The 21,078-nt window shown below is 70.0% G+C and carries 21 protein-coding genes and 1 tRNA gene; 6 read left to right on the forward strand and 16 right to left on the reverse strand.

Annotation, left to right across the window (positions count from 1 at the left end; all coding sequences use genetic code 11):
* Positions 1 to 154 precede the first annotated feature (154 nt).
* Positions 155 to 1,249, reverse strand: a complete 1,095-nt coding sequence (gene ugpC, locus AB0H93_RS03875) for a sn-glycerol-3-phosphate ABC transporter ATP-binding protein UgpC (protein WP_132487087.1) — start codon at positions 1,247 to 1,249, stop codon at positions 155 to 157.
* Positions 1,250 to 1,433: 184 nt separating this feature from the next.
* Here ugpC and AB0H93_RS03880 point away from each other — a divergent pair, with 184 nt between their 5' ends.
* Positions 1,434 to 2,534, forward strand: coding sequence for a LacI family DNA-binding transcriptional regulator (locus AB0H93_RS03880; protein ID WP_132487085.1), 1,101 nt, complete (start codon positions 1,434 to 1,436; stop codon positions 2,532 to 2,534).
* 9 nt (positions 2,535 to 2,543) lie between these two features.
* Here the strand turns inward: AB0H93_RS03880 and AB0H93_RS03885 are convergent, their stop codons facing one another.
* On the reverse strand, positions 2,544 to 2,828 hold the full coding sequence (locus AB0H93_RS03885) for an SDR family oxidoreductase (protein ID WP_358567010.1): 285 nt from the start codon (positions 2,826 to 2,828) through the stop codon (positions 2,544 to 2,546).
* 63 nt (positions 2,829 to 2,891) lie between these two features.
* Between AB0H93_RS03885 and AB0H93_RS03890 the strand changes: the two genes are divergently transcribed.
* The gene (locus AB0H93_RS03890) at positions 2,892 to 3,254 is read left to right on the forward strand and encodes a helix-turn-helix domain-containing protein (protein WP_358567013.1); all 363 of its coding nucleotides are present in this window, start codon (positions 2,892 to 2,894) and stop codon (positions 3,252 to 3,254) included.
* 27 nt (positions 3,255 to 3,281) lie between these two features.
* On the opposite strand, the gene AB0H93_RS03895 is transcribed toward AB0H93_RS03890, so the two are convergent.
* From AB0H93_RS03895 to AB0H93_RS03930, 8 genes are all read right to left on the reverse strand, one after another.
* Positions 3,282 to 4,973, reverse strand: a complete 1,692-nt coding sequence (locus tag AB0H93_RS03895) for a polyamine aminopropyltransferase (protein ID WP_358567016.1) — start codon at positions 4,971 to 4,973, stop codon at positions 3,282 to 3,284.
* 7 nt (positions 4,974 to 4,980) lie between these two features.
* A complete protein-coding gene (locus tag AB0H93_RS03900) occupies positions 4,981 to 5,406 on the reverse strand; it encodes a DUF350 domain-containing protein (protein WP_358567018.1) in 426 nt (141 codons plus the stop codon).
* Between the two features lie 33 nt (positions 5,407 to 5,439).
* Positions 5,440 to 6,495 carry a hypothetical protein gene (locus AB0H93_RS03905; protein ID WP_358567021.1) on the reverse strand — a complete coding sequence of 352 codons (1,056 nt, stop codon included), beginning with the start codon at positions 6,493 to 6,495 and terminating at the stop codon, positions 5,440 to 5,442.
* A complete protein-coding gene (locus AB0H93_RS03910; protein ID WP_358567024.1) occupies positions 6,492 to 6,929 on the reverse strand; it encodes a DUF4247 domain-containing protein in 438 nt (145 codons plus the stop codon). The genes AB0H93_RS03905 and AB0H93_RS03910 overlap by 4 nt, the downstream gene beginning before the upstream one ends.
* A gap of 3 nt (positions 6,930 to 6,932) precedes the next feature.
* Positions 6,933 to 7,544, reverse strand: coding sequence for a DUF4178 domain-containing protein (locus AB0H93_RS03915; protein ID WP_358567027.1), 612 nt, complete (start codon positions 7,542 to 7,544; stop codon positions 6,933 to 6,935).
* A gap of 314 nt (positions 7,545 to 7,858) precedes the next feature.
* On the reverse strand, positions 7,859 to 10,408 hold the full coding sequence (gene otsB / locus AB0H93_RS03920) for a trehalose-phosphatase (RefSeq protein ID WP_358567030.1): 2,550 nt from the start codon (positions 10,406 to 10,408) through the stop codon (positions 7,859 to 7,861).
* A 135-nt stretch (positions 10,409 to 10,543) separates the two neighbouring features.
* Positions 10,544 to 11,983, reverse strand: coding sequence for a trehalose-6-phosphate synthase (locus AB0H93_RS03925; protein ID WP_358567033.1), 1,440 nt, complete (start codon positions 11,981 to 11,983; stop codon positions 10,544 to 10,546).
* Positions 11,984 to 12,127: 144 nt separating this feature from the next.
* A complete protein-coding gene (locus AB0H93_RS03930) occupies positions 12,128 to 13,567 on the reverse strand; it encodes a threonine/serine exporter family protein (protein ID WP_358567036.1) in 1,440 nt (479 codons plus the stop codon).
* 233 nt (positions 13,568 to 13,800) lie between these two features.
* Between AB0H93_RS03930 and AB0H93_RS03935 the strand changes: the two genes are divergently transcribed.
* A tRNA-Thr gene (locus tag AB0H93_RS03935) sits at positions 13,801 to 13,876 on the forward strand.
* A gap of 181 nt (positions 13,877 to 14,057) precedes the next feature.
* Here the strand turns inward: AB0H93_RS03935 and AB0H93_RS03940 are convergent.
* Both AB0H93_RS03940 and AB0H93_RS03945 read right to left on the reverse strand, forming a co-directional pair.
* A complete protein-coding gene (locus AB0H93_RS03940) occupies positions 14,058 to 14,261 on the reverse strand; it encodes a DUF397 domain-containing protein (RefSeq protein ID WP_358567039.1) in 204 nt (67 codons plus the stop codon).
* A gap of 25 nt (positions 14,262 to 14,286) precedes the next feature.
* Positions 14,287 to 15,147 (reverse strand): helix-turn-helix transcriptional regulator, encoded by an 861-nt coding sequence (locus tag AB0H93_RS03945; RefSeq protein WP_358567042.1) that lies wholly within the window; start codon positions 15,145 to 15,147, stop codon positions 14,287 to 14,289.
* Between the two features lie 590 nt (positions 15,148 to 15,737).
* On the opposite strand from AB0H93_RS03945, the gene AB0H93_RS03950 reads away from it, so the two are divergent.
* Together AB0H93_RS03950 and AB0H93_RS03955 are read left to right on the forward strand one after the other, a co-directional pair.
* Positions 15,738 to 15,968 (forward strand): hypothetical protein, encoded by a 231-nt coding sequence (locus AB0H93_RS03950; protein WP_358567044.1) that lies wholly within the window; start codon positions 15,738 to 15,740, stop codon positions 15,966 to 15,968.
* A gap of 2 nt (positions 15,969 to 15,970) precedes the next feature.
* Positions 15,971 to 16,270, forward strand: a complete 300-nt coding sequence (locus tag AB0H93_RS03955) for a hypothetical protein (RefSeq protein ID WP_358567046.1) — start codon at positions 15,971 to 15,973, stop codon at positions 16,268 to 16,270.
* 126 nt (positions 16,271 to 16,396) lie between these two features.
* On the opposite strand, the gene AB0H93_RS03960 is transcribed toward AB0H93_RS03955, so the two are convergent.
* Positions 16,397 to 17,386, reverse strand: a complete 990-nt coding sequence (locus tag AB0H93_RS03960; RefSeq protein ID WP_358567049.1) for an AraC family transcriptional regulator — start codon at positions 17,384 to 17,386, stop codon at positions 16,397 to 16,399.
* Positions 17,387 to 17,425: 39 nt separating this feature from the next.
* Here AB0H93_RS03960 and AB0H93_RS03965 point away from each other — a divergent pair, with 39 nt between their 5' ends.
* A complete protein-coding gene (locus AB0H93_RS03965) occupies positions 17,426 to 18,256 on the forward strand; it encodes an NAD(P)H-binding protein (RefSeq protein ID WP_358567052.1) in 831 nt (276 codons plus the stop codon).
* Between the two features lie 61 nt (positions 18,257 to 18,317).
* Here AB0H93_RS03965 and AB0H93_RS03970 read toward each other — a convergent pair whose 3' ends face one another.
* The 3 genes from AB0H93_RS03970 to AB0H93_RS03980 form a co-directional block, all read right to left on the reverse strand.
* Complete coding sequence (locus AB0H93_RS03970) at positions 18,318 to 18,692, reverse strand: hypothetical protein (RefSeq protein ID WP_358567055.1); 375 nt, start codon at positions 18,690 to 18,692, stop codon at positions 18,318 to 18,320.
* Between the two features lie 29 nt (positions 18,693 to 18,721).
* Positions 18,722 to 19,597 (reverse strand): NAD(P)-binding domain-containing protein, encoded by an 876-nt coding sequence (locus AB0H93_RS03975; RefSeq protein WP_358567057.1) that lies wholly within the window; start codon positions 19,595 to 19,597, stop codon positions 18,722 to 18,724.
* Positions 19,598 to 19,838: 241 nt separating this feature from the next.
* A complete protein-coding gene (locus AB0H93_RS03980; protein ID WP_358567060.1) occupies positions 19,839 to 20,933 on the reverse strand; it encodes a chitinase in 1,095 nt (364 codons plus the stop codon).
* Positions 20,934 to 21,078: the final 145 nt, after the last annotated feature.

Below are 21,078 nucleotides of genomic sequence, written 5' to 3' on the forward strand. Positions count from 1 at the left end.
TCAACTACAGTCTAAGCACGTCTCCGCACAACACTCCACCGACCGGGTTATTCCTGTTGCGCACACAACGACGCCCCCGCCAGGACCAGCGGGGGCGTCGGCATGGGGGCCGCGACCGGCGGTAGCGGCCTGAGCAGCCACGATCGGTTCGCGATCAGGCGACCAGGCGATCTCCGGTCTCGGGGTGGAAGAGGTGGATCTCACTGTGGTCGCGCAGGGCGACCTTGACCTGCTGGCCGAGCGCGGGCGGGGTGCGGCCGTCGGCGCGGACGACGAAGCGCTCCTGCGAGCCGTTGACGTCGATGGCGCCGTGGATGAGCGCGTCGGCGCCGAGCTCCTCGACCAGCTCGACGGTCATGGCCATGCCGTCGTCCTCGCTGGAGGTCAGCGACAGCGCTTCGGGGCGCACGCCGAAGGTGATCTCCTTGAGGTCGCCCGCGGCGGCCACGGCCTCGCGCGGCAGCGGGATCGTGGCGCCGTCGAGCACCGCGCCGTCGCTGGTCAGCGGCACCGTCTTGAGGTTCATCGCGGGCGATCCGATGAAGCCGGCGACGAAGGCGTTGGCCGGGTTCTCGTACAGCTCGCGCGGGCTGGCGCACTGCTGCAGCAGCCCGTCCTTGAGCACCGCGACGCGGTGCCCCATCGTCATCGCCTCGACCTGGTCGTGGGTGACGTAGATCGTGGTGGTGCCCAGCCGCTTCTGCAGCGCCGCGATGTTCGCGCGGGTCTCCACCCGAAGCTTGGCGTCGAGGTTGGACAGCGGCTCGTCCATCAGGAACACGCTGGGCTCGCGGACGATCGCGCGACCCATCGCGACCCGCTGCCGCTGACCGCCGGAGAGCGCCTTGGGCTTGCGGTCCAGGTACTTCTCGAGGTCCAGCATCCGCGCGGCCTCGGTGACCTTCTCCTTGATGACACCCTTGGGCGTCTTGCGCAGCTTCAGCGCGAAGCCCATGTTCTCCGCGACCGTCATGTGCGGGTACAGGGCGTAGGACTGGAACACCATCGCGATGTCCCGCGACTTCGGCGGGGTGTTGGTGACATCGTTGCCACCGATGGTGATGCCGCCCTCGTCGACGTCCTCCAGCCCGGCCAGCATCCGCAACGCCGTCGACTTGCCGGACCCCGACGGCCCCACCAGCACCAGGAACTCACCATCGGCGATGTCCAAGGCGAGCTTGTCCACCGCCCGGACCGGTGGACTCCCCTGGTAAACGCGCGAGGCGTTGACGTAAGCAACCTCAGCCATCTGTGACACCTTTCACGGAATCGGTCATGAAAACGTAACCGCAAAATGGCTCGGGGTCAGCCCCTCGAATGAACCAACTCGGAGCGTGATCACTCTGCGTCGCTCCGTGTTCATGATTCGAACGTAGGTGGGATCTGCATCATGCTCACTTCACCGAGGGGTACTGAACCGTTACGGTTCCTCCATGGCGCGGTCAACGAATGCCCGGCGGCCTGCGACGCTCGCATCGCTCGCTGCAGAACTCGGGGTCTCCCGGACGACGGTTTCCAACGCGTACAACCGTCCGGACCAGCTCTCCCCGGAGCTGCGCAAGCGAGTCCTGGAGACCGCTCGCCGACTCGGCTACCCGGGGCCGGATCCGGTCGCGAGGTCGTTGCGGACCAGGAAGGCGGGCGCCGTCGGCCTGCTGCTCACCGAGAACCTCTCCTACGCGTTCCGCGACCCGGGCGCCGTCGGCTTCCTCGAAGGACTCGCGCTGGCCTGCGAAGACGCCGGTCAGGGCCTGCTGCTGATCCCGGCGAGCCCGGAGCGCGAGGACGTCGCCTCGGTCCACCGCGCCGGCGTCGACGGCTTCGTCGTGTACTCCGTCCCCGAGGACGACCCGCACCTGGCCGCGGTGCTCGAACGACCCGTCCCGGTGGTGGTCTGCGACCAGCCGCGCCTGGACAACCTGGACTGGGTCGGCCCGGACGACGGGAAGGCCATCAAGAGCGTCGCCGACCACCTGATCGGACTAGGGCACCGCCGCATCGGCGTGCTGTGCATGCGCCTGGCCCGGGGCCGCAACGACGGGCCCGCGTCGGTGCAGCGGCAGGCCAACGCCAGCTTCCACGTGCAGAAGGCCAGGCTGACCGCGCTGGCCGAGGTGTTCAGCGAGGCGGGCGTGGACTGGACGAAGGTGCCGGTGGTGGAGCGCTTCGACCACACCACGGCCTCCGGGGCGTCGGCGGCGGCGCAGCTGCTGGAGATCGACCCCGAGATCACCGCCATCGTGTGCACCTCGGACATCCTCGCGCTCGGCGCGCTGAGCGAGGCCCGCAACCGCGGCCTGCGGGTGCCGGAGGACCTGACCATCACGGGCTTCGACGGCATCCCGGACGCGGAGCGGGCGGGCCTGACGACGGTGCGCCAGCCGTGGCTGGAGAAGGGCCGCGCGGCCGGGCGCCTGCTGCTGGAGGCCAGCGAGCCGGGCCGCCCCCGCCACATCCAGCTGGAAACCCAGCTGATCACCGGCGCCACCTCGGCCCCGCCCCGCTCGGCGGAGGAGCGCTGGTTCGGCCCGTGATCGCGCTGATCACGTCCCGGACAGGCCGCCGTCCACGGCGGTGTAGCCGCCGGTGACGTGCCTGGTGAGGTCGCTGGCGTAGGCGACGATCGCGGCGGCCACGTCCTCGGTCCCGGCGACCCGGCCCAGCGGCGTGCGCGCCCCGGTCTCGTCGATCATCGCCTGCTGCTGCGCACCGGCGTTGGCAGCGGTGGGCACGAATCCGGGCGCCACGATGTTCACCCGGATGACGTTGCACACCAGCACGTCCACGTCGCCGAACTCGTCGGCGACCCGGTCGACCACCCGCGCCATGTCGTCGGCATCGCCGGCGTCCCCGGGACGGCGACGGCGCGGGATCCGGCGGCCTCGACGGCCATGGCCTCGCTGCGGGACGGCCCGATGCGGTTCTCCCGGCTGCGCGCGAAGATCGGCGGGATCAGCGAGAAGATGCTGTCGCAGACGCTCCGCGTCCTCGTGCGCGACGGGCTGATCGAGCGCACGGTGGAGCCGTCGAGCCCGCCCAAGGTCAGCTACGAGCTGACGCCCCTCGGCTGTGACCTGGCAGATCCGCTCCAACACCTGATCCACCGGATAGCGGCCCGAGCCGACGACGTGGTGGAAGCCAACGCCGCTTCGACCACACCTGACCGCAGACCCCGCGCCGTGGGGGGACGCAAGGGCCGGTTTCACGCGAAACCGCCACCGACGTCAGGCACGGGGCTTCCCGACTTCGCCTGAAATCGGAAATCTCCTCGGCCTGGTGGGTCAGTAGTTCGCCCACTCCCCCTGGGCGTACTCGAGGATCGTCGGGTGCATCAGGGTCGACGGTTCCAGGCCCGGGATCCTGGTGCGGTCCGGCGAAAACGTCGCCGCCGCTTGCAGCGTCGCCGCATCCAGGGACCGCAGCGGCGGGGCGTCGGCCGGGAGCCGCAGCGGCGGAGCCCCGGGCGAGGCGAGCGGTGTCCGGCCGGACGCGGCTATCGAGGGTCCGCCCGTCGTGCGGTCGTCGGCAGTTTCAATTGAAACTGCCGAGTCTGGGGCGGAACCCGAGGTCACGTTGGCCAGGTGGAAGCCCCATTCGCCGAAGCTGGGCATCGCGATCTGGTACGGGACCGTGTTCAGGCCCGCCGACCTCATCGTCGACTCGATGCACCAGAACGCCTTCGGCGCGAAGAACGGCGACCCCGCCTGCACCACCACTCGCGCGTTGTCCGACATCGCGTGCCGGACCAGGCCGTAGAACTCCGTCGAGTACAGCTTCGCCGTCGCCGTGGAGTCCGCGTCGGGCATGTCCACGAGCACCACGTCGTAGCGTTCGCGGTTGTCCCGCAGCCAGCTGAAGGCGTCCGCCGCGATCGCCCGCACCCGCGGGTCCGCGAAGGCGTCCTGGTTCAAAGTGGACACTCGGGGGTCGGTGCGCGCCAGCTCCAGCACCGCCGGGTCGAGGTCCACCAGCGTGGCCTCGCGGACATCCGGGTACCGCAGCACCTCGCGCAGCGCCAGGCCGTCGCCGCCGCCCAGCACGAGCACCCGCTCCCGCGGCCCGGCCATCGCCGGGTGCACCAGCGCCTCGTGGTACCGGTACTCGTCCATCGAGCTGAACTGCAGGTCTCCGTTGAGGTACAGCCGGGTGTCGCTGTTCCCGTTCAACGAAACCGACTCGGTCAGCACGACGTCCTGGTACGGCGTGCGCTCCGAATGCACCACGGGGTCCGCGTACAGCGCCTGGCGCGCGGTGACCTCGAAGTCGTCGGCGAACGCGTAAGCCCCGACGAGCACGCCGCCGACCAGCACGGTCGCCCCGGTCAGCAGCAACGTCGCGCGCTTGGAGAGCTCGCGGCGGAAGACGGTCAGCACCAGCCCGATGCCGGCGGCGGCGTTGACCATGCCGACCAGCAACGCGCCCTGCACCTGCCCGAACAGCGGCAGCAGCAGGAACGGGAACGCCAGCCCGCCGACGAGGCCGCCGACGTAGTCGGCCGCGAACAGGTCGGCGACCGCGGAACCCGCGTCCTGCCGCCGGATCCGCTGCAGCAGCACCATCAGCAGCGGGATCTCCGCGCCGATCAGCACGCCGAGCACGAGCGCGGTGGCGATCAGCGCGGGCATGTACAGGCTCAGCCACGCGAACGCGGCGTACAGCCCGAGCACGCTGACCCCACCGAGCAGCGCGAGCAGCAGCTCGATGCCCGCGAACGCCGGAGCCGCCCAGCGCTGCAGGGGTTTCGCGGCGAGCGCGCCGACGCCCATCGCGAACACCATCAGCGACAGCACGATCGACGCCTGGCCGACGGTGTCGCCGATCAGGTAGCTGCCGAGCGCGACCAGCGCTAGCTCGTAGACCAGACCGCAGGCGGCGCAGATGAAGACGGCCACCAGCACCGCGGTCCGGGCGACCCGGCCGCGCGGCTTGACCGGAACGGCGGGCTCGGCGGCGGGCTCGGCGCTCACCGACACGCGCGGCTCACCAGATCGAGGCGGCGATGATCACCGCGATCACCACGTGCGTCGTCGCCGACACCCAGGTCGCCGGGTGCATGTTCGGGGAGGAGAGCTCGTCGCCGAGCTTGCCGGGCGTGACCGCGTCGATCAGCAGGAACGACAGGCTCATCAGGATGAGCCCGAGGAGACCGAAGACGAGGGTGTCGATCAGCCCGGCGATCAGGTCGTCGGCGCTGCCCACGATCGCGGTGGTCAGGATGATCCCGACCCCGATCAGGCCGGAGACCAGCAGCAACGCCGCGTTCGGGTTGCGCTGGACCCAGATCAGGTCGCGGAGCTTGCCCGGCGTGGCCAGGTCGACGAGCACGTAGCCGAGCGCCATCATCGCCACGCCGATCACCCCGTAGGCGACCGCGGCGATCAGGCCGGCGAGCATTTCCTGGAGCAAGGTGAGGCCCTCCTGGTGTCGTGTTCGGTGCGGTCAGCGGCGGGGACCTGCCGGCGGCGGTCCCTGCGGCGGCGGTGGCCAGGACTGCCGCGGGCCCCCGGGCGGCGGAGGCCACCCCTGCTGCCCCGGAGCCGAGGGTCCTCGCGGCGGGTGCGGTCCGCTCGGCGGCGGCCCCTGCAGCGGCGGTGCAGGCGGCGGCCCTTGCGATCCGCCAGGTGGCGGGCCCTGCGGCGCGGGCGGCGGCGTTCCCTGCGGAGGCCCAGGCGGGCCGCCCTGCGGTCCGGGCTGACGCCCGGGCGGCGGATCTCCCTGCGGCGGCGCTGCCCCCTGCGGTCCCCCCGGTGGCGGTGCGGGCGGAGTGTCCGATGTGGACTTCTGCTTCGCGCGGGCCCGGAAGCCCAGCAGCAAGCCGAGCACCACGACGACGCCCAGCCCGCCGAGCCAGGCCCAGGGCACCCAGTCCGAGCCCGAACCGTCGCCCTTCGGCAGCGGCGGGACCGAGGCGGTGCCCGAGGCGTCCTCGGTCGCCCGCGGCGCCGTCAGCACGCCGTTCTCCACCAGCAGCAAGGGCAATCCGAGCGCGGCCTGCCCGGTCGCGGTCACCGGTTCCGCTGCCAGCGAGTCGGCGGTGACGCCGAGGTTCACGAAGTCGTCCGCGTCCAGCTGCGCGTCGAGGTCGCCGGACGCCGCGACCTTGATGTCGGCCGCGTCGGCGTCGTCGTCGGTGTCGCCGGCCGCGACGAACACCTGGGTCTCGGCCCAGCGCGGGCAGCTGTCGGCCGGGACGCCGGGGCCGCGGCTGGAGCCCTGGTCGAACTGCTCCGTCGAGCCGTCGACCAGCTTCCAGCCGAAGCACACCCCGTGCGCCCGCTCCGCCTCCGCGAGCCGCTGCGCGAGCTGCTGCGCATCGGCGGGGGTGAACCGCTCGATCGGCGGCCCCGAGTAGCTCGTGCCGTCCAGGTAGTAGGTGGTTTCCTCCGAGGTGAAGGTGTTCTGCGCGGACTCGCCGCCGATCGTCCCGGCGACCGCCAGGCCGACGGCGATGACGGCGCCCGCGGTCACGACGAGTCCGACCTTCTTGCCGCTCATTTGCCCGCTCCCGGCCCCCGGCCGCGGAAGCTCTCGCCGTGCGGGCTGCTCCAGCCCCAGACGCCGCCGACGTGGCTGTGGTAGCGGCGGTAGGCGCGGTCGGAGTCCATCAGGTGGATCACCGATCCGGGCGCCTGCGGCTGGATGATCACCGCGTCGCCGGAGTACCGCAGGTAGATGCCCGACGAGTCGGCGTACTGGGACTGCGGGCGCCACTTCGAGGTGATCTCGGCGGCGACGACGCTCGGCGGTTTCGGGCTCGTGTAGGCCCGGTTGTCGGAGTCGCCGGACAGGTCGAGGTGGGCGGCGCGGGTGTAGTTCTTCGCGACGTAGCCGTGCGGCCCGGTGCCGGTGGAGAAGATCGTCACCAGCCCGATGATCAGGGCCAATACCGCGGCGGCGCCGGCGATCACGAACCAGAAGCGAGGTTTCACCGGTCAGTCCGCCGTCGGGTAGATGAGCACGTCATAGCGGCTGAGCGCTTCGCCGCTGCTGGCTTCCCAGTCGGCGTCGCCGTAGGACTCGAAGCCCAGCATCGATCCGTCCGAGGCCTCGTAGTCGTGGTAGCGCACGGTGCCCCGCTCGGCCAGGCCGGTGGTGGCCTCGCTGCGGAACTCGGCGCTGCCGGATTCCTCGGAGTGGTAGGTGCGGCCGCCGAAGTCGATCGTCTTCGGGCCGGGCTCGCCGGCGTCGGCGACGGGCGTCCACAGCGAGAGGATCAGGTCCGGGTCCTCTTCCACGGCCAGCCACACCTGCCCGCCCTTGGCGTCGTCGAGCAGGTGCTCCGCCCAGGTCCAGCCGCCTTCGGAGAGCCGGATGGTGCCGCGGACGGTGTAGGTGCCGCCGCGCACCTCGACGATGTCGCCGGCCTTCAGCGCCCGCGGGTCGCCGCGCAGCGAGTCCTGGTCACCGGTGTGGAACGGATCGGTGGGCCGGGTTTCCGGTTTCGCGGCGGACCGCTTGGCCCGCATCCCCATGATCACGGCGAACACCGCGACGACGATCAGCACGATGATCACGACGATCAGCGTTGCGGTCAGTCCGTTCACCCGTCCGCCTTCCCCTCGTGCGAGCGTCCGGCACAGAGCGTATTAGCCCGCCCCCGACGGGATGACATCAATCGCCCAAATCGTGACCAGTTGAACGTTGAACGGACCAATCGGCGCGCTGAGTGGCGAGTCCGTTCACTCCACCCAACAGGCGGAAGCGAACGGGCCGATCACGCCGCAGAACGAGGCGAACAGGCCATTCACCCCACCGAACAAAGCGAACGGCCCGCTCACCTCTCCCGGCAGGCGGAAGCGAACGGACCGTTTGCGCCGTAGAGCGTGGCGAACAGGCCGTTCGCCTCTCCTCGACAGAACTATGCGGACAGCAGCTGGGCGCAGCGGATCAGGCCCAGGTGGGAGTACGCCTGCGGGTGGTTGCCCAGGGAGCGCTCCGCGATCGGGTCGTACTCCTCCGACAGCAGCCCCGTCGGACCGGCCGTGTCGACGATCTGCTGGAACAGCTCCTCCGCCTCCGTGCGGCGGCCGATCAGCAGGTACGCCTCGATCAGCCAGGCCGCGCACAGGTGGAAGCCGCCCTCGTCGCCGGGCAGCCCGTCGTCGCGGCGGTAGCGGTACACGGTGGACCCGCTGCGCAGCTCCGCCTCGATCGCCGTGACGGTGGCCTGGAACCGCTCGTCGGACGGGTCGATCAGCCCGGACAGCCCGACGTGCAGCGACGCCGCGTCCAGGTCCGAGCCCTCGTAGGCGGTGGTGAACGCCTGCACGTCCGGGTGCCAGCCGTTCTTGACCACGTCCTGGCCGATCTGGTCGCGCAGCGGCGCCCACGACGGGTCGGCCTCGCGGCCGTACGCGGTCGCCAGCTTCACCGCGCGGTCCAGCGTCACCCAGCACATGACCTTGGAGTACACGTGGTGGCGCGGCACGTCGCGCTCTTCCCAGATGCCGTGGTCGGGCTCGAACCAGCGGTGCGAGACGGCCTCGGCCATCGCCTTCACCAGGTCCCAGTCCACGTCCCGGATCCGGCCGGTGGCCTGCGCGAGGTGCGTGATCAGCTCCACCACGGGCCCGAACACGTCCAGCTGCACCTGCTGGTCGGCGAGGTTGCCGACGCGGACCGGCCGCGATCCGGCGTAGCCGGGCAGGCTGTCGATCACGGCCTCCGGGCCGAGCCCGGTGCCCTGCAGCGTGTACAGCGGGTGCAGCCGCTCCGGGCCGGGCAGCGTCTCCAGCACCCGGTGCAGCCAGTTCAGGAACGCCTCGGCCTCGCCCGTGGAGCCGAGCGTGACCAGCGCCTGCGCGGTCATCGCGCCGTCGCGCAGCCAGCAGTACCGGTAGTCCCAGTTGCGGACGCCGCCGATCTCCTCCGGCAGCGAGGTGGTGGCGGCCGCCATGATCCCGCCGGTGTCGGTGTTGCACAGCCCGCGCAGCGTCAGCGCGGAGCGGGCGACCAGGTCGCGCTCCACGTCGGGCAGCGACAGCGTCTTCATCCACTCCGACCAGTACCGGTCGGCCACGTCGCGGCGCTCGACCTCGGCGTCCGCCGACGACAGGTCGTCGGTGCCGCAGCGCAGCTCCAGCACGACCGGGTTGTCCTCGCGCGGGTCGACGACCGCGTGCGCGGATTCGTGCATGCCGTCGGAGGTGATCTCCCACTGCACGCCCGGCGAGTACAGCACCATCGGCTCGGCGGTGCCCTGCACCCGCAGCCCGCCGGCCTCGGCGGTCAGCCGCACCGGCACCTGCCCGAACTCGGGGCGCGGCGCGAACTCCACCGCCGCAGGCACGCTGCCGCTGATCACCCGGACCACGTCGGTGCGGTGGCTGTCGGTGCCGTGCGCGAGGTAGTCCGTGACCAGCAGCCGCGACCAGCGGGTTTCCACGATCATGGTGTTCGGCACGTACCGCTGGCCCAGCGGCAGCGGGCTGCGCTGGGCGCCGTTGCCGCCCTGCGGGCGGATCGTGAAGTGCCCGGCGCCGGGGCCGCCGAGCAGGTCGGCGAACACCGCGGCCGAGTCGGGGCCGGGGTGGCACATCCAGGTCAGCCGCGCGTCGGGGGTGACCAGGGCGACGGTGCGCTCGTTGGACAGCATCGTCAGCCGCTCGATCGGCGGGGCCTGCTCGCCGTAGAGCCAGGTGCGCCGTTCCTCCATCAGGAACGCCAGCACGGTCGCGACCTCGGTGGTGCTGCCGATCCGGTAGGCCGCCAGCGTCTCCCCGTCACCGACCTTGATGCCCAGGTCGGGGCCGTGCAGCCGGGCGAATGCCTTCTCGTCGGTGACGTCGTCGCCGAGGAAGATGGCCGCGGTGGCGCCGACCTGGTGGCGCAGCGCGTCGAGCGCGTTGCCCTTGTCGGTCTGCACCACGGCCAGCTCGATGACCGCCTTGCCCTCGGTGACCTGCACGCCTTCCCAGGCCGCCGGGCCGGTGCGGACGGTGTCCAGCACCTCCTCGGCGACCTCGGCTTCGGCGCGCCGGACGTGCACCGCGACGCTGGCGGGTTTGTTCTCCAGCGTGACGCCGGGTTTACCGCGCACGATGTCCTGCAGGGCGATCTGCAGCTCCGTGCGCAGCTGGGTGGCTTCGGGTTCGAGTTCGTGCACGAACCCGACGTCGAACTCCGAGCCGTGGCTGCCGACGAGGTAGACCTCGGCGGGCAGCCGGGACAGGGTGGCGAGGTCGCGCAGCGCGCGGCCGGAGATCACCGCCGTGGTGGTCGCCGGCAGCGCGGCCAGCGACCGCAGGGCGTGCACCGATTCGGGCAGCGGTTTGGCCTGGGTGGGGTCCGCCACGATGGGGGCGAGGGTGCCGTCGTAGTCGCAGGCGACCAGAAGTCGAGGCGTCCGCGCGAGCTGCACGATCACGCGACGCAGCTCGGCAGGAAGGGCTTCGGCGGTCAACGCCATACTCCTCAGGGGGGCGCGGTCAAGTCGTTTGTGGATCGATCCCGTTCGCGCCACGGTGGTGACCGTCGACGGCGAGCGGTTCGAACAAGTATCGCTGAGGCCGGGCCGTCCGTGTTGTGGACCGGTTACTCGCGGCTACTCCACGAGCGGTGCGCCCAACGCTTCGAGGAACGACCGCGCCCAGCGGTCGACATCGTGCGTGAGCACCTGCCTACGCAGTGCGCGCATCCTACGGCGTCCTTCGGCCTCGTCGATGTCGAGGGCCGCGAGCAACGCGTCCTTGACCCCGTCCAGGTTATGCGGGTTCACCAGGAACGCGCTCGTGAGTTCGGCCGCAGCACCGGCGAATTCGCTCAGCACCAGCGCGCCGCCGAGGTCGTGGCGGCAGGCCACGTACTCCTTGCACACCAGGTTCATGCCGTCCCGCACCGGCGTCACGACCATGACGTCGGCGGCGCAGTAGAAGGTCACCAGGTCTCTGCGGTCCACCGAGGTGTGCAGGTAGTGCACGGCCGGGTGACCGACGCGGCCGAACTCGCCGTTGATCCGCCCGACCTCGCGCTCGATGTCCTCGCGCATCTGCTTGTAGTGCTCGACGCGTTCCCGGCTGGGCGTGGCGATCTGGATCATCGTCACGTCCTCGGCCTTGATGTGGCCTTCGGCGAGCAGCTCGTGCATCGCGTGCAGCCGCACGTCGATGCCCTTGGTGTAGTCGAGGCGGTCGACGCCGAGCATGATCTTCTTCGGGTTGCCGAGCTCGGCACGCAGCGTCTTCACCCGCTGCTGGATCTCCTTGGTGCGCGACAGCTTGTCGAGCCCGGCGGCGGCGATGGAGATCGGGAACGCGCCGACGCTCACGGTGCGGTCGCCGACCTGCACGACGCCGGGCCGGGAGCGGACGCCGACCTGGCCGCGGCTGGGTTCGAAGCCGGCCAGCCGACGGGCCAGCCACAGGAAGTTCTGCGCGCCGCCAGGCCGGTGGAAACCGACCAGGTCGGCGCCGAGCAGCCCGCGCACGATCTCGGTGCGCCACGGCAGCTGCATGAACAGCTCGACCGGCGGGAACGGGATGTGCAGGAAGAACCCGATGCGCAGATCGGGCCGGAGCTCCCGGAGCATCGCCGGGACCAGCTGCAGCTGGTAGTCCTGCACCCACACCGTCGCGCCTTCGGCGCTGACCTCGGCGGCGGCCTCCGCGAACCGCTTGTTGACCCGCCGGTAGGAGTTCCACCAGGCGCGGTTGTACACCGGCGGCACGACCACGTCGTGGTACAGCGGCCACAGCGTGGCGTTGGAGAATCCCTCGTAGTACTCGGCGAATTCGTCCGCCGACAGCGGCACCGGGTGCAGCTGCAGGCCGTCGTCGCTGAACGGTTCGACCTCGATGTCGGCGACGCCGGGCCAGCCGACCCACGCGCCGCGCCGGGCGCGCAGGAACGGCTCCAGCGCGGTGACCAGCCCGCCGGGGCTGTGCCGCCAGCGTTCCGTGCCGTCGTCGAGGCGTTCCAGATCCACCGGCAGCCGGTTCGCGACCACGACGAAGTCCGCTCGATCGGGCGTGCTGCCCTTGCTCACCGGTATTCCTCCCGCCGTGTTGGCCACCTGTCGCGAGGCTAGCCAATCCAACCTGCTGCTGCGTGCTGCGTGTGGGGCAAACCGGGCCGGTCGGCCCGTGGGTCGTCCGGCCCGTCGGAACGCCGCCGGAAGACCCGCAACCGATCAGTCGATCCGGCGCTTGGCAGGGCGCAGCGGGCCGGACATCCGCGGCCCGGCGAACCGGCGTTCCAACCTACCGAGCCGGGAGCGGACCGGCTGCGCGAGATATTCGCCGAGCACCACGCCGGCACCGAGCGCGAGCCCGGTGGCGACGGCGAGCATCAGCGTGGCGACGCCGGTCGGGCTGCCAAGCACGGACAGCTCGTACAGCCCGCGGTAGGTCGCGAATCCGGGCAGCAGCGGCGCGACGCCGGAAACGGCGATCACCAGCGCGGGGATCCGCAGCCGCCGCGCGATGATCCCGCCGATGAAACCGACCACGGTCGTCGCCACGGCCCCGGCCAGCACGGTGTGCACGTCGACCAGCGTCAGCAGCGAGTGCACCGCCGCGGCCACGCCACCGCCGATCCCGGCCGCGAGCAGCGGCCGCGGCGGCGCGTAGCTGGCGAGCGCGAAGCATGCCGACGTGGACGCACCGGCGAGCATCTGCACGGGCAGGTGCAGGGCCGGTGCCAGCACTTCGGCGCGCCCGAGGCTCTGCGCATCCAGGCTGCCGACGGACTCACCGCCGATGCGCACGCCGATGTACAGCGAAAGCACGACGCCGGCGATCAGCCCGGCGGACATCAGGGCCAGTTCGGCGATCCGGCCTGCGGCGGTGACGTTGTAGCCGGTGATGGCGTCCTGCATGGAACCGACCACGGTCATACCGGACAACAACACGATGATGCTCGCCGCGATCGCCAACGCGGCGTTGTCCAGCATGCCGGTGGCGTAGCAGCCCAGCGCGACCGCGGTGGCGATCGCCCCGCCGACGGCCTGTTGGAAGAAGAACGGCAGCGCGCGCTTGTTCAGCAACCGCCCGACGCGGTCCACCAGCGCGGTCGATCCGGCGGCGACCAGCGGCAGCAGCGGGGTGGAGCCACCGCCGAGCAGCACGGCCAGCGAGGCGGCCATGCCGGCCCAGGACAGCGTGGCGACCCAGCGGGGGAACGGGTGCGGCGCGGTGGTGATCCGGTCCAGCTCGGCGTAGGCCTCGGCGGCGGTCAGCTCATTGGCGGTGATCCGCCGCAGCAGCGCCTCGACGTCGGCGAGGCGCGTGTAGTCCAGGGAGCGGTTGCGGACCACTCGCAGCGAGGTGATCGGCGGCAGGTCGGTGCCTCGGTAGGTCGACACCGTGATCGACGTGTAGATGACGTCGACCTCGGTGTGCGGCAGACCGTAGGCGCTGACGACGGCGATGATCGTCGCGGTCACGTCCGAGGCGCCGGCCCCGCTGGCCATCTGCACCTCGCCGATGCGCAGCCCGAGGTCGAGCACGAGGTGGACGGTGGATTCGTCGGGCAGAGCCGGCCCGTAGACGACGTTGCGAGCCCCGGGCGGCATGGTCAGTTCCGGGTCGCGCCGCCGCAGCACACCGCGGGCGCGGTGCGTGATTCCCACTGCTGGTCTTCCTTCCTGCCGGGCCGCCTTGCGGGCGGGCCGCCGTGCCTGATCTTCCCCTCGGGCATCGCCTGTCATGAGCCGACCGTTGCACTCACAATCTGTGTCGTCCATCACTGATTTCCGGCCAGTCGTCGACCGCACCGGAAGTCACCGCCCGGCGCCGGTCGCGCGGCCGCTTTCCACCCCGGGCGGATGGACGCATACGATGTCCCCGCACGACGGAAGTGCATGCCGCTGTAGCTCAGTTGGTAGAGCGCCCGCCTTGTAAGCGGACGGTCAGGGGTTCGAGTCCCCTCAGCGGCTCCAAAGGTACCTGACCTGCGCTTTTGACGAAATCAGACGATCTGTCGATTGCAGCACAAAAACGCCCCGCCCGGCATCGGCCGAGCGGGGCGCATTGGTTCGAACGGCCGGAGCTGAAGTTCCGGCAGCTCATGTCTCGTGAGCACTTTGGATCGCCATAGCGCTCCAAAACACTCACGACCACCTACCGGCGGAACCGGCCAGCCTTGACCTGGCCGAGGAAGGCCGCGAAGGCGTCACGGCTGAACGCCAGGACCGGGCTCGCCTCGCCGAGCTTGGAGTCCCGAACGCCACGAGCGCCAGGAGCAGCGCCAACCTCGACGCACTGCTGCGGATTCCCGCTGCTCCTAGTCGACTTGTGCCAGTTGGTGAACGCGCTCGCGTTCATGCTGACCCTCCTGGAGGACGATTGATCACAGATAGTTGTCCGCTTCGCGGAGCAAGTAGTCACGAGAGGCCACCGGATCGAGTGCTGCCCCTGTGAGCCGTGCCCACAAGTGACTGTACGTCTCGACGTCGTCCTCCTCGTCGAGGTATCGGCCGTCGTGAAAGTCCTCCAGGTAGACGAACTCCAGCGGCCCGGCCTTGCCCGGCGACGGAATGCGGAAAGTCGTGAACGGGTAGGTGCAAGCAGGCGGGTAAGTCCTGGCTTTGAACGGCAGGATCTGCAGCTGGACGTTTGCCAACGTCGCCACCTCGGCGAGGTGTAGCAGCTGCTCACGCATCACCTTTGCGTCACCGACCTGCCGAAGCACAGATGACTCCGACATCACGAACCCGATCTCGGGCGCCGACGAGCGGTCGACGATCTTCTGTCGCTCCAGCCGCGCCCTGATGGCGTTGTCGATTGACTGATCGAACACTCGCGGGCCGCCCTCGGTGAACATCGCCCGCATGTAGCCCTCGGACTGGAGAAGTCCAGGTACTAGCTCGGCCTGGTAGTAGCGGATCGTGCTGGCGTCCTGTTCAAGGTCGACTGCCATCCGGAAATGCTTTGCGTAGACGGATCGGTAGCCGGACCAGCGTCCGCGTTGGTTGCAGTGCTTAGCAGTCTCCAGCGCCCATGCCTTCTCCTCGTCCGTCGCTCCGTACTTGTCGAGGAGAACCTGGATGTCGAGCGTGCGGACACTGCTCTGACCTCGTTCAAGACGACTGAGCTTGGTTTCCTTGTTGCCCAACACCTCAACGGCTTCGGCCAGAGTCAAACCGCGATCTTCACGAAGCCGCTTCAGTTCCTTGCCGAGCTGCAGCTGAAGCACTGTCGGTGTTGGCATGTCGATCAGCTTTCCATGCTTCCTGGCATTCACGCCTCAGGCACGAGTGCCCCGGTGTCGTGAGTGGCAATGGTCGCTCAGGCAACCATTGCCACTCACGACCTCACTGGCTCCCGTTCGGATGAAAGTTCTCCGTGACATGTCATCGTAGGATTTCGTTCTGATAGAAACCTATCGTGACATGTCACCGAGACTTCGGGGGTTGACGTGGTTGCGAACGACATGAGGCCCGATCCGTGGCTGGTTCCGCATCTGGATGCGTTGCGGGCGAGTGTTCGGGCCGGGTTTCGGTTCCTGCACCTGCCTCGGTTCGACGATGTCCTTGTCCTGCAAGGACACCGGGTCGAACACGGGGCGATGGACATGTTCCGGGCGAGCTCGGCCGACGACGCGCTCGCGGCGCGGTTCCGCGTCGAAGACCTGGAAACCGGCTCACCACAAGCGGTTTGGCACCGGTACGGGCCGGTAGCCGATGCGGTCCGCGCGCTGCTTGAGCTTCCGCCGCACGGCTCGCCCGGCGCGCCGAGCTTGGCTCGGTCGCGGTCGTTGTGGCTTCCCGGCGATGACCTGCTTCGGAACGGAGGACTGGGATGACTTGGTTGCTGTGGTTCTTCGCGGGATACGTGCCCGGCCTCGCCGTGCTGGTCATCGCGTTGTGCCGATTGAACGGCCGCGAGCCGACCGGTCAGCACTCCGGTTCCGGCGATGGCGCGCTGACCGTCGAACGCCTCATCGCGCGCGTCGAGAACGACCAGGTGTCAACGGATTGCTACGGCAGGCACGCGCTTCGCGATCCGGGACTGTTCCGGGTGGCGGTGTAGCCGTGGCCCAGAACTCCAAGCCACCGCGCGTGGTCCGGGTGAAGCACACCAAGCCGAATCGCTTCCTGCCGATGGCTTGGCGCGTCGAACGGCTCTCGCCCACCGAGGCCTACACCATCCGCTGGGGACGCGGCGCGGGCTACTTCACCGTCCACCGCGGCGACATCGGCAGCTCCCCCGACGACGCCCACCTGATCGACACCGTCCACATAGGTCACGGCTGGGCGGACGAGGCCGACGTGGCCGCCCAGCTCCGGACCTGGTTGCGCCACAAGGCGAATCCCCATCGCCGAACGGCGTGACCGAGACTCCGCCCGATGCCGCCTCCCCCCGACCCCGAGGCATCGAGCGGACGGCCGGTCGGCGCAGGCCCCGCGCCGACCGGCCACCCCCCGGCTCGTGAGTGTTCGTTCCGGTAAGAACCGGAGTCATCGCTCACGAGCACGAACCTGGCTCGGGCTGGCGCCGCGCACGCGTTTGAATGCGGTGCTGAAGGCGAAGTCGTTCTGGTAGCCGACCTTCCGCGCCACCGATGCCACCGTCGCGCCCGGCTCGCGCAGGAGGTCCGCCGCCAACGCCATCCGCCAGGACGTCAGGTACGACAGCGGCGGTTCGCCTACCAGCTCCGCGAAGCGCCGCGCGAACGCCGCTCGCGAGACGTCCGCCGCAGCCGCGAGCGAAGCGACGGTCCACGCATGGCCGGGATCGCCGTGCATCGCGCGAAGCGCCGCGCCCACGACGGGATCGGCCAGCGCCCGGTACCAGGCCGGCGGTTCCGCTCCCGGGCTGGCGAACCAGGCGCGCAGGGTCCGGACCAGCAGCAGGTCCAGCAGCCGGTCCAGGACGAGCTGCTGACCGGGCTGATCGACGTCGAGTTCCTCGGCGAGCAGGGCCACGGCCGACGACGGACCGCCTGCGGAAGCCGGCACGACGATCAGCGGCGGCAGTGCATCCAGCAGCCGCTGCCCGATGTCACCCGCGAGCCGGTACGCGCCGGTGACCAGCGCGACCGGGGCTTCGGCGAGGCTGCCGTACGTGCGTGGGCCGAGCCGCGGGCTGTCCTCCTCTGCGAGCGTCGCACCGTCCGACGTGCTCGTGCAGTGCCGCGCGTGGTGGATGCGCACCTGCGGCGGCGTGTCCGGGCTGTCGGCGATCCCGTGCGGCCGAGGTCCGCGCACGATCGCGGTGTCGCCTGCCCGCAGCGGTGCGGCTTCGCCCCCGTCCGGAACCACCCAGACCTCGCCGCGCAGCACCGCGTAAAGCGTCAGCGGCGCGGGCTCGTCATTCAGCCAGGACCACGGCGGCGAGGCGATGTTCTGCCGGATCACCGCCCCGTCGGCCCGAACTGCTCGCAACACGTCGGCCAGCGCATCCACCCGTTCAACGTAGACGAACGCGAAGGCATCGGAGCCGATCACCCATGGATCGTCCAGCCGTTCGTGAGTTGAGGTGGACGCATGACAGCAGACATCACCTTGGTCCTCGGCGCGACGGGCAAGACCGGGCGGCTGGTCGCCGACGGGCTGCGGGCTCGCGGAAGGGCGGTGCGCGCGGCCGCCCGCTCGGCCGGGACCCGGTTCGACTGGGACGCCCCGGAGACCTGGCCCGCCGCGCTCGACGGCGTGCGAGCGGTGTACGTCGTGACTCCGATGAAACCGTCCTTCTCCGCCGGATCCGTCGCCTCCTTCGTCGCCGCCGCCGAGACCGCCGGGATCGGGAAGCTCGTACTGCTCTCGGGATTGAGCGCCGGATACGGCAGCCGGCCGATGCTCTCGCGCGAGGAACCGGTGACGGAATCGGCGCTGGACTGGACGATCCTGCGACCAGGCGCCTTCCAGCAGAACTTCGCCTCGAGGCCGTACCCCGAAGCCGTCCGCGACGGCGAACTGCGGCTACCGCTCGGCGCGGCCCGCTCGGCGTACATCGACGTCGCGGACATCGCCGAGGTGGCGGTCGAAACGCTGACCACCGAGGGCCACTCGCGGCGGATCTACGAACTGGCCGGTCCCCGAGCGCTGTCGTTCCCGGAGGTGCTCGAGATCATCAGCCGCGAAACGGGCCTGCCCGTCCGGTACGTGGACGTTCCCGTGGAGGAGTGGACGGCCCGCATGCGCGCGGCCGGTGTCTCGGACGAACAGCTGGCGTGGTCGCTTGAGACGTTCGCGGCGCTCCGCCGCGGCGAGTACGCGGAGCTGCACAAAGGCGTCCAGACCGTCCTGGGCCGCGAGCCCCGGGACTTCGCCGCCTACGCCAAGGCGGCCTCGGCGGCGGGCGTCTGGGCACGTTGAGAACCAGGTGGCCGGTCAGCGCCGACCGGCCACCCAGCACCGCCGTTCGCCGGGAGACCGGTCAGAGCTGGAATTGCTGGAGGTGGCGTGGATCGAGGCCCCGGTCTCCGAGGACGTTCTGCAGGGTGGCGACGACCTCGCGGTTCACGCCGTCGTGCACTTCCGGCTTGTCCAGGGCCGTCACCAGGTCGTCGTGGTGGCAGGGGACGACGATCCGGGGCCAGCCCAGCGCCTGGAGCACGCGTTCGAAGTAGTCGTGCACCGCCGCGTTGCCGCTGGAGCCGAGGACGAGCACATCCGGCCTGGCCCCGGCGACCTCCCGCTCGACGAAGTTCGCGGTGCCGCTGAGGAACATCACGCGCAGCCGGTCTCCCACGGTGACCTGGTAGCCCAGCGTGCCGCCCTCGACCAGTTCCCCGAGAACCGGAATTCCCACTCACGACTCGGGGGAGATCGCGTTCCCGCTCAGCTCGGGTTCTTGATGCTCTCGATGATGCGGGCCAAGCCCTCCTTGCCGTGGCCGGCGTCGATCTGGCGCTGGATCAGGTTCTGCACCATGCCGATCACCTCGGTGCTGATGCCCTGGGCGGCGCTGGCGTCGATGATGTCGCCGAGACTGGAGAACTCCAGGCTCTGCTGCCCGTCCACGGTGTAGTCGCCGCCGTCGATCACGGCGGCGAATCCGGCGAACCCACCGGTCATGGCCGACAACCAGGCCGCCGACCGCTCGGCGAAGTCACCCGCCGACACCCCGGCGGGCGCCATCATGGCCGCACCGTGCACGAATCCGGCGAACATCACGTACATCCCCGACAGCAGCGCGAGGTCGTAGAGCGACGCCACCCCGGCGTCCTCGCCGAAGTAGGCGCTCTCGCCCCACAGGTCCAGCAGCGGCCGGTGCTGTTCGAAGGCGGGCTCCGACCCGCTGTAGAGGATCGACGACCCCGGCCGGCCGATCATCGACGGGACGGCCATGATGCCGCCGTCCAGGTACACCACGCCGTGCCCGGCGGCCCAGGCCGCGAACTCCCGGGACTGCTCCGGCGTGGTCGTGGTGACGTTGACCAGCGTCCGGCCGGCGAGCTCGTCGACCACCGGGTCGAGGACCTCGTGGACCGAAGCCGCGTCGTACAGGCAGGCCACCACCACGTCGGCGGCGGCCACCGCCTCGCGAACCGATCCTGCTTCGACCGCGCCCCGGTCGACCAGCGCGTCGGCCTTGCCCGCCGACCGGTTCCAGACCGTGGTCGGATACCCGGCCTCGACGACTGCGGCGGCCAGCGCGCCGCCCATCTCGCCCAGACCGAGAAGGCTGACTCGGGAATCCTTTTCGTTGCTCAACTTCGACGCTCCTCGGTGCTTCTTCCGATACCGGAATCGTTTCCGCAACCGATGAGTCCGACAAGTACCGACTAATTAGTGGGGTACTTACTTTCTGGGAAGTGATGAGCGAGCGGGTGGCCGGTCAGCGCATGCCCCGCGCCGACCGGCCACCCGGGTAGGACCTGCGTCCAGGCCCTCCGGCCGCGGGTCCCGGGCTGCTGCGCCAACCGGACGGACCCGCGACCCGCACGCAGGGCCGTCAGCGGCCCTGCAGGGACTTGACGTTGTCGCCGAAGGTCCAGGACTTCGAGCCGTCCCAGTTGAGCGACCAGGTCATCAGGCCCTTCAGGCCGCCGTTGTAGTTGTTCCACGCCTGGGCCACCAGGCCCGGCGACATGTAGCCGCCGCCCGCGCCCGGCTGGGCGGGCAGGCCGGGAACCTGCTTGTCGTAGGGCACCTTGATCGTGGTGCCCTGGATGACCAGGCCGTTGTTCAGGCAGTCGGTCTGCACCACGAAGCCCTGGACCGTGCCCGCCTGGTACGAATCGCCGGAGCAGCCGTACATGCTGCCGTTGTAGTACTGCATGTTCAGCCACCAGAGCCGGCCGTTGTCCGCGTACTTCTTCACGATCGGCAGGTACGCGCCCCAGATCGATCCGTAGGTCACGCTGCCACCGGTGACGTACGCGGTCTCCGGCGCCATCGTCAGGCCGAAGTTGGCGGGCATCTTGGCGAGCACGCCGTCGATGATGCGGATCAGGTTGGCCTGCGAGGGCGAGAGCTCGTTGATGTTGCCACTGCCGCTGAGGCCGGTCTCGATGTCGATGTCGATGCCGTCGAAGTTGTACTTCTGCAGGAGCGGGACCACCGTCTCGACGAACCGGTCGGCGACGGCGCTGGACGACAGGTCGATGCCCGCCGTGGCGCCGCCGATCGACATCAGGATCGTCAGCCCGTTCGCCTTGGCCTCGCACATCTCGGCGGGCGTGGCCACCTTCACCGTGCTGTCCATCCCGTCTTCCCACAGGACGGTGCCGTCCGAGCGGATGACCGGGAACGCCGCGTTGATCACGTTGTAGCCGTGCTCGCGGATGGCCGGGTCGGTGATCGGCGTCCAGCCGAACGGCGGGTGCACGCCGTTGGCCGCGCCGTCCCAGTTCTCCCAGTAGCCGTGCAGCACCTTGCCCGCGGGCTTCGACTTCACCGGGCACGTCTCGGCCGCCGCGGGCGCCGGGTTCGCGGCGTTCGCCACCGGCTGCGCCTCGGTCCCTGCCGCGACCTGCGGGATCGACAGCGCGGCGACGAACGCCGCCACCAGCCCGGTTCTCAGCAGACGTTTCGTCCGACCGCTCATTCCCGAATCCCTTCGCGACAGGACCAATTCCGCGATTGGTCCGGTGTTCATCCGATCGTCATCAAGAACTTTTATGACAAATTTCGCGACCGGAAACAAGATTTCGGAAAAAGTGGTATTTACCAATTTGACCGAAAGTCGCGCG

Origin of the sequence: Saccharopolyspora sp. NPDC050642 (assembly GCF_040654735.1) — a bacterium.
Classification (GTDB): domain Bacteria; phylum Actinomycetota; class Actinomycetes; order Mycobacteriales; family Pseudonocardiaceae; genus Saccharopolyspora; species Saccharopolyspora elongata.

What these genes read in the sequence shown, in the direction of transcription:
- ugpC (WP_132487087.1), bottom strand. Translation starts at nt 1,249, where the DNA reads ATGGCTGAGGTTGCTTACGTCAACGCCTCGCGCGTTTACCAGGGGAGT.
- AB0H93_RS03880 (WP_132487085.1), top strand. Translation starts at nt 1,434, where the DNA reads ATGGCGCGGTCAACGAATGCCCGGCGGCCTGCGACGCTCGCATCGCTC.
- AB0H93_RS03885 (WP_358567010.1), bottom strand. Translation starts at nt 2,828, where the DNA reads ATGGCGCGGGTGGTCGACCGGGTCGCCGACGAGTTCGGCGACGTGGAC.
- AB0H93_RS03890 (WP_358567013.1), top strand. Translation starts at nt 2,892, where the DNA reads ATGGCCTCGCTGCGGGACGGCCCGATGCGGTTCTCCCGGCTGCGCGCG.
- AB0H93_RS03905 (WP_358567021.1), bottom strand. Translation starts at nt 6,495, where the DNA reads ATGAGCGGCAAGAAGGTCGGACTCGTCGTGACCGCGGGCGCCGTCATC.
- otsB (WP_358567030.1), bottom strand. Translation starts at nt 10,408, where the DNA reads ATGGCGTTGACCGCCGAAGCCCTTCCTGCCGAGCTGCGTCGCGTGATC.
- AB0H93_RS03940 (WP_358567039.1), bottom strand. Translation starts at nt 14,261, where the DNA reads ATGAACGCGAGCGCGTTCACCAACTGGCACAAGTCGACTAGGAGCAGC.
- AB0H93_RS03945 (WP_358567042.1), bottom strand. Translation starts at nt 15,147, where the DNA reads ATGCCAACACCGACAGTGCTTCAGCTGCAGCTCGGCAAGGAACTGAAG.
- AB0H93_RS03950 (WP_358567044.1), top strand. Translation starts at nt 15,738, where the DNA reads ATGACTTGGTTGCTGTGGTTCTTCGCGGGATACGTGCCCGGCCTCGCC.
- AB0H93_RS03965 (WP_358567052.1), top strand. Translation starts at nt 17,426, where the DNA reads ATGACAGCAGACATCACCTTGGTCCTCGGCGCGACGGGCAAGACCGGG.
- AB0H93_RS03980 (WP_358567060.1), bottom strand. Translation starts at nt 20,933, where the DNA reads ATGAGCGGTCGGACGAAACGTCTGCTGAGAACCGGGCTGGTGGCGGCG.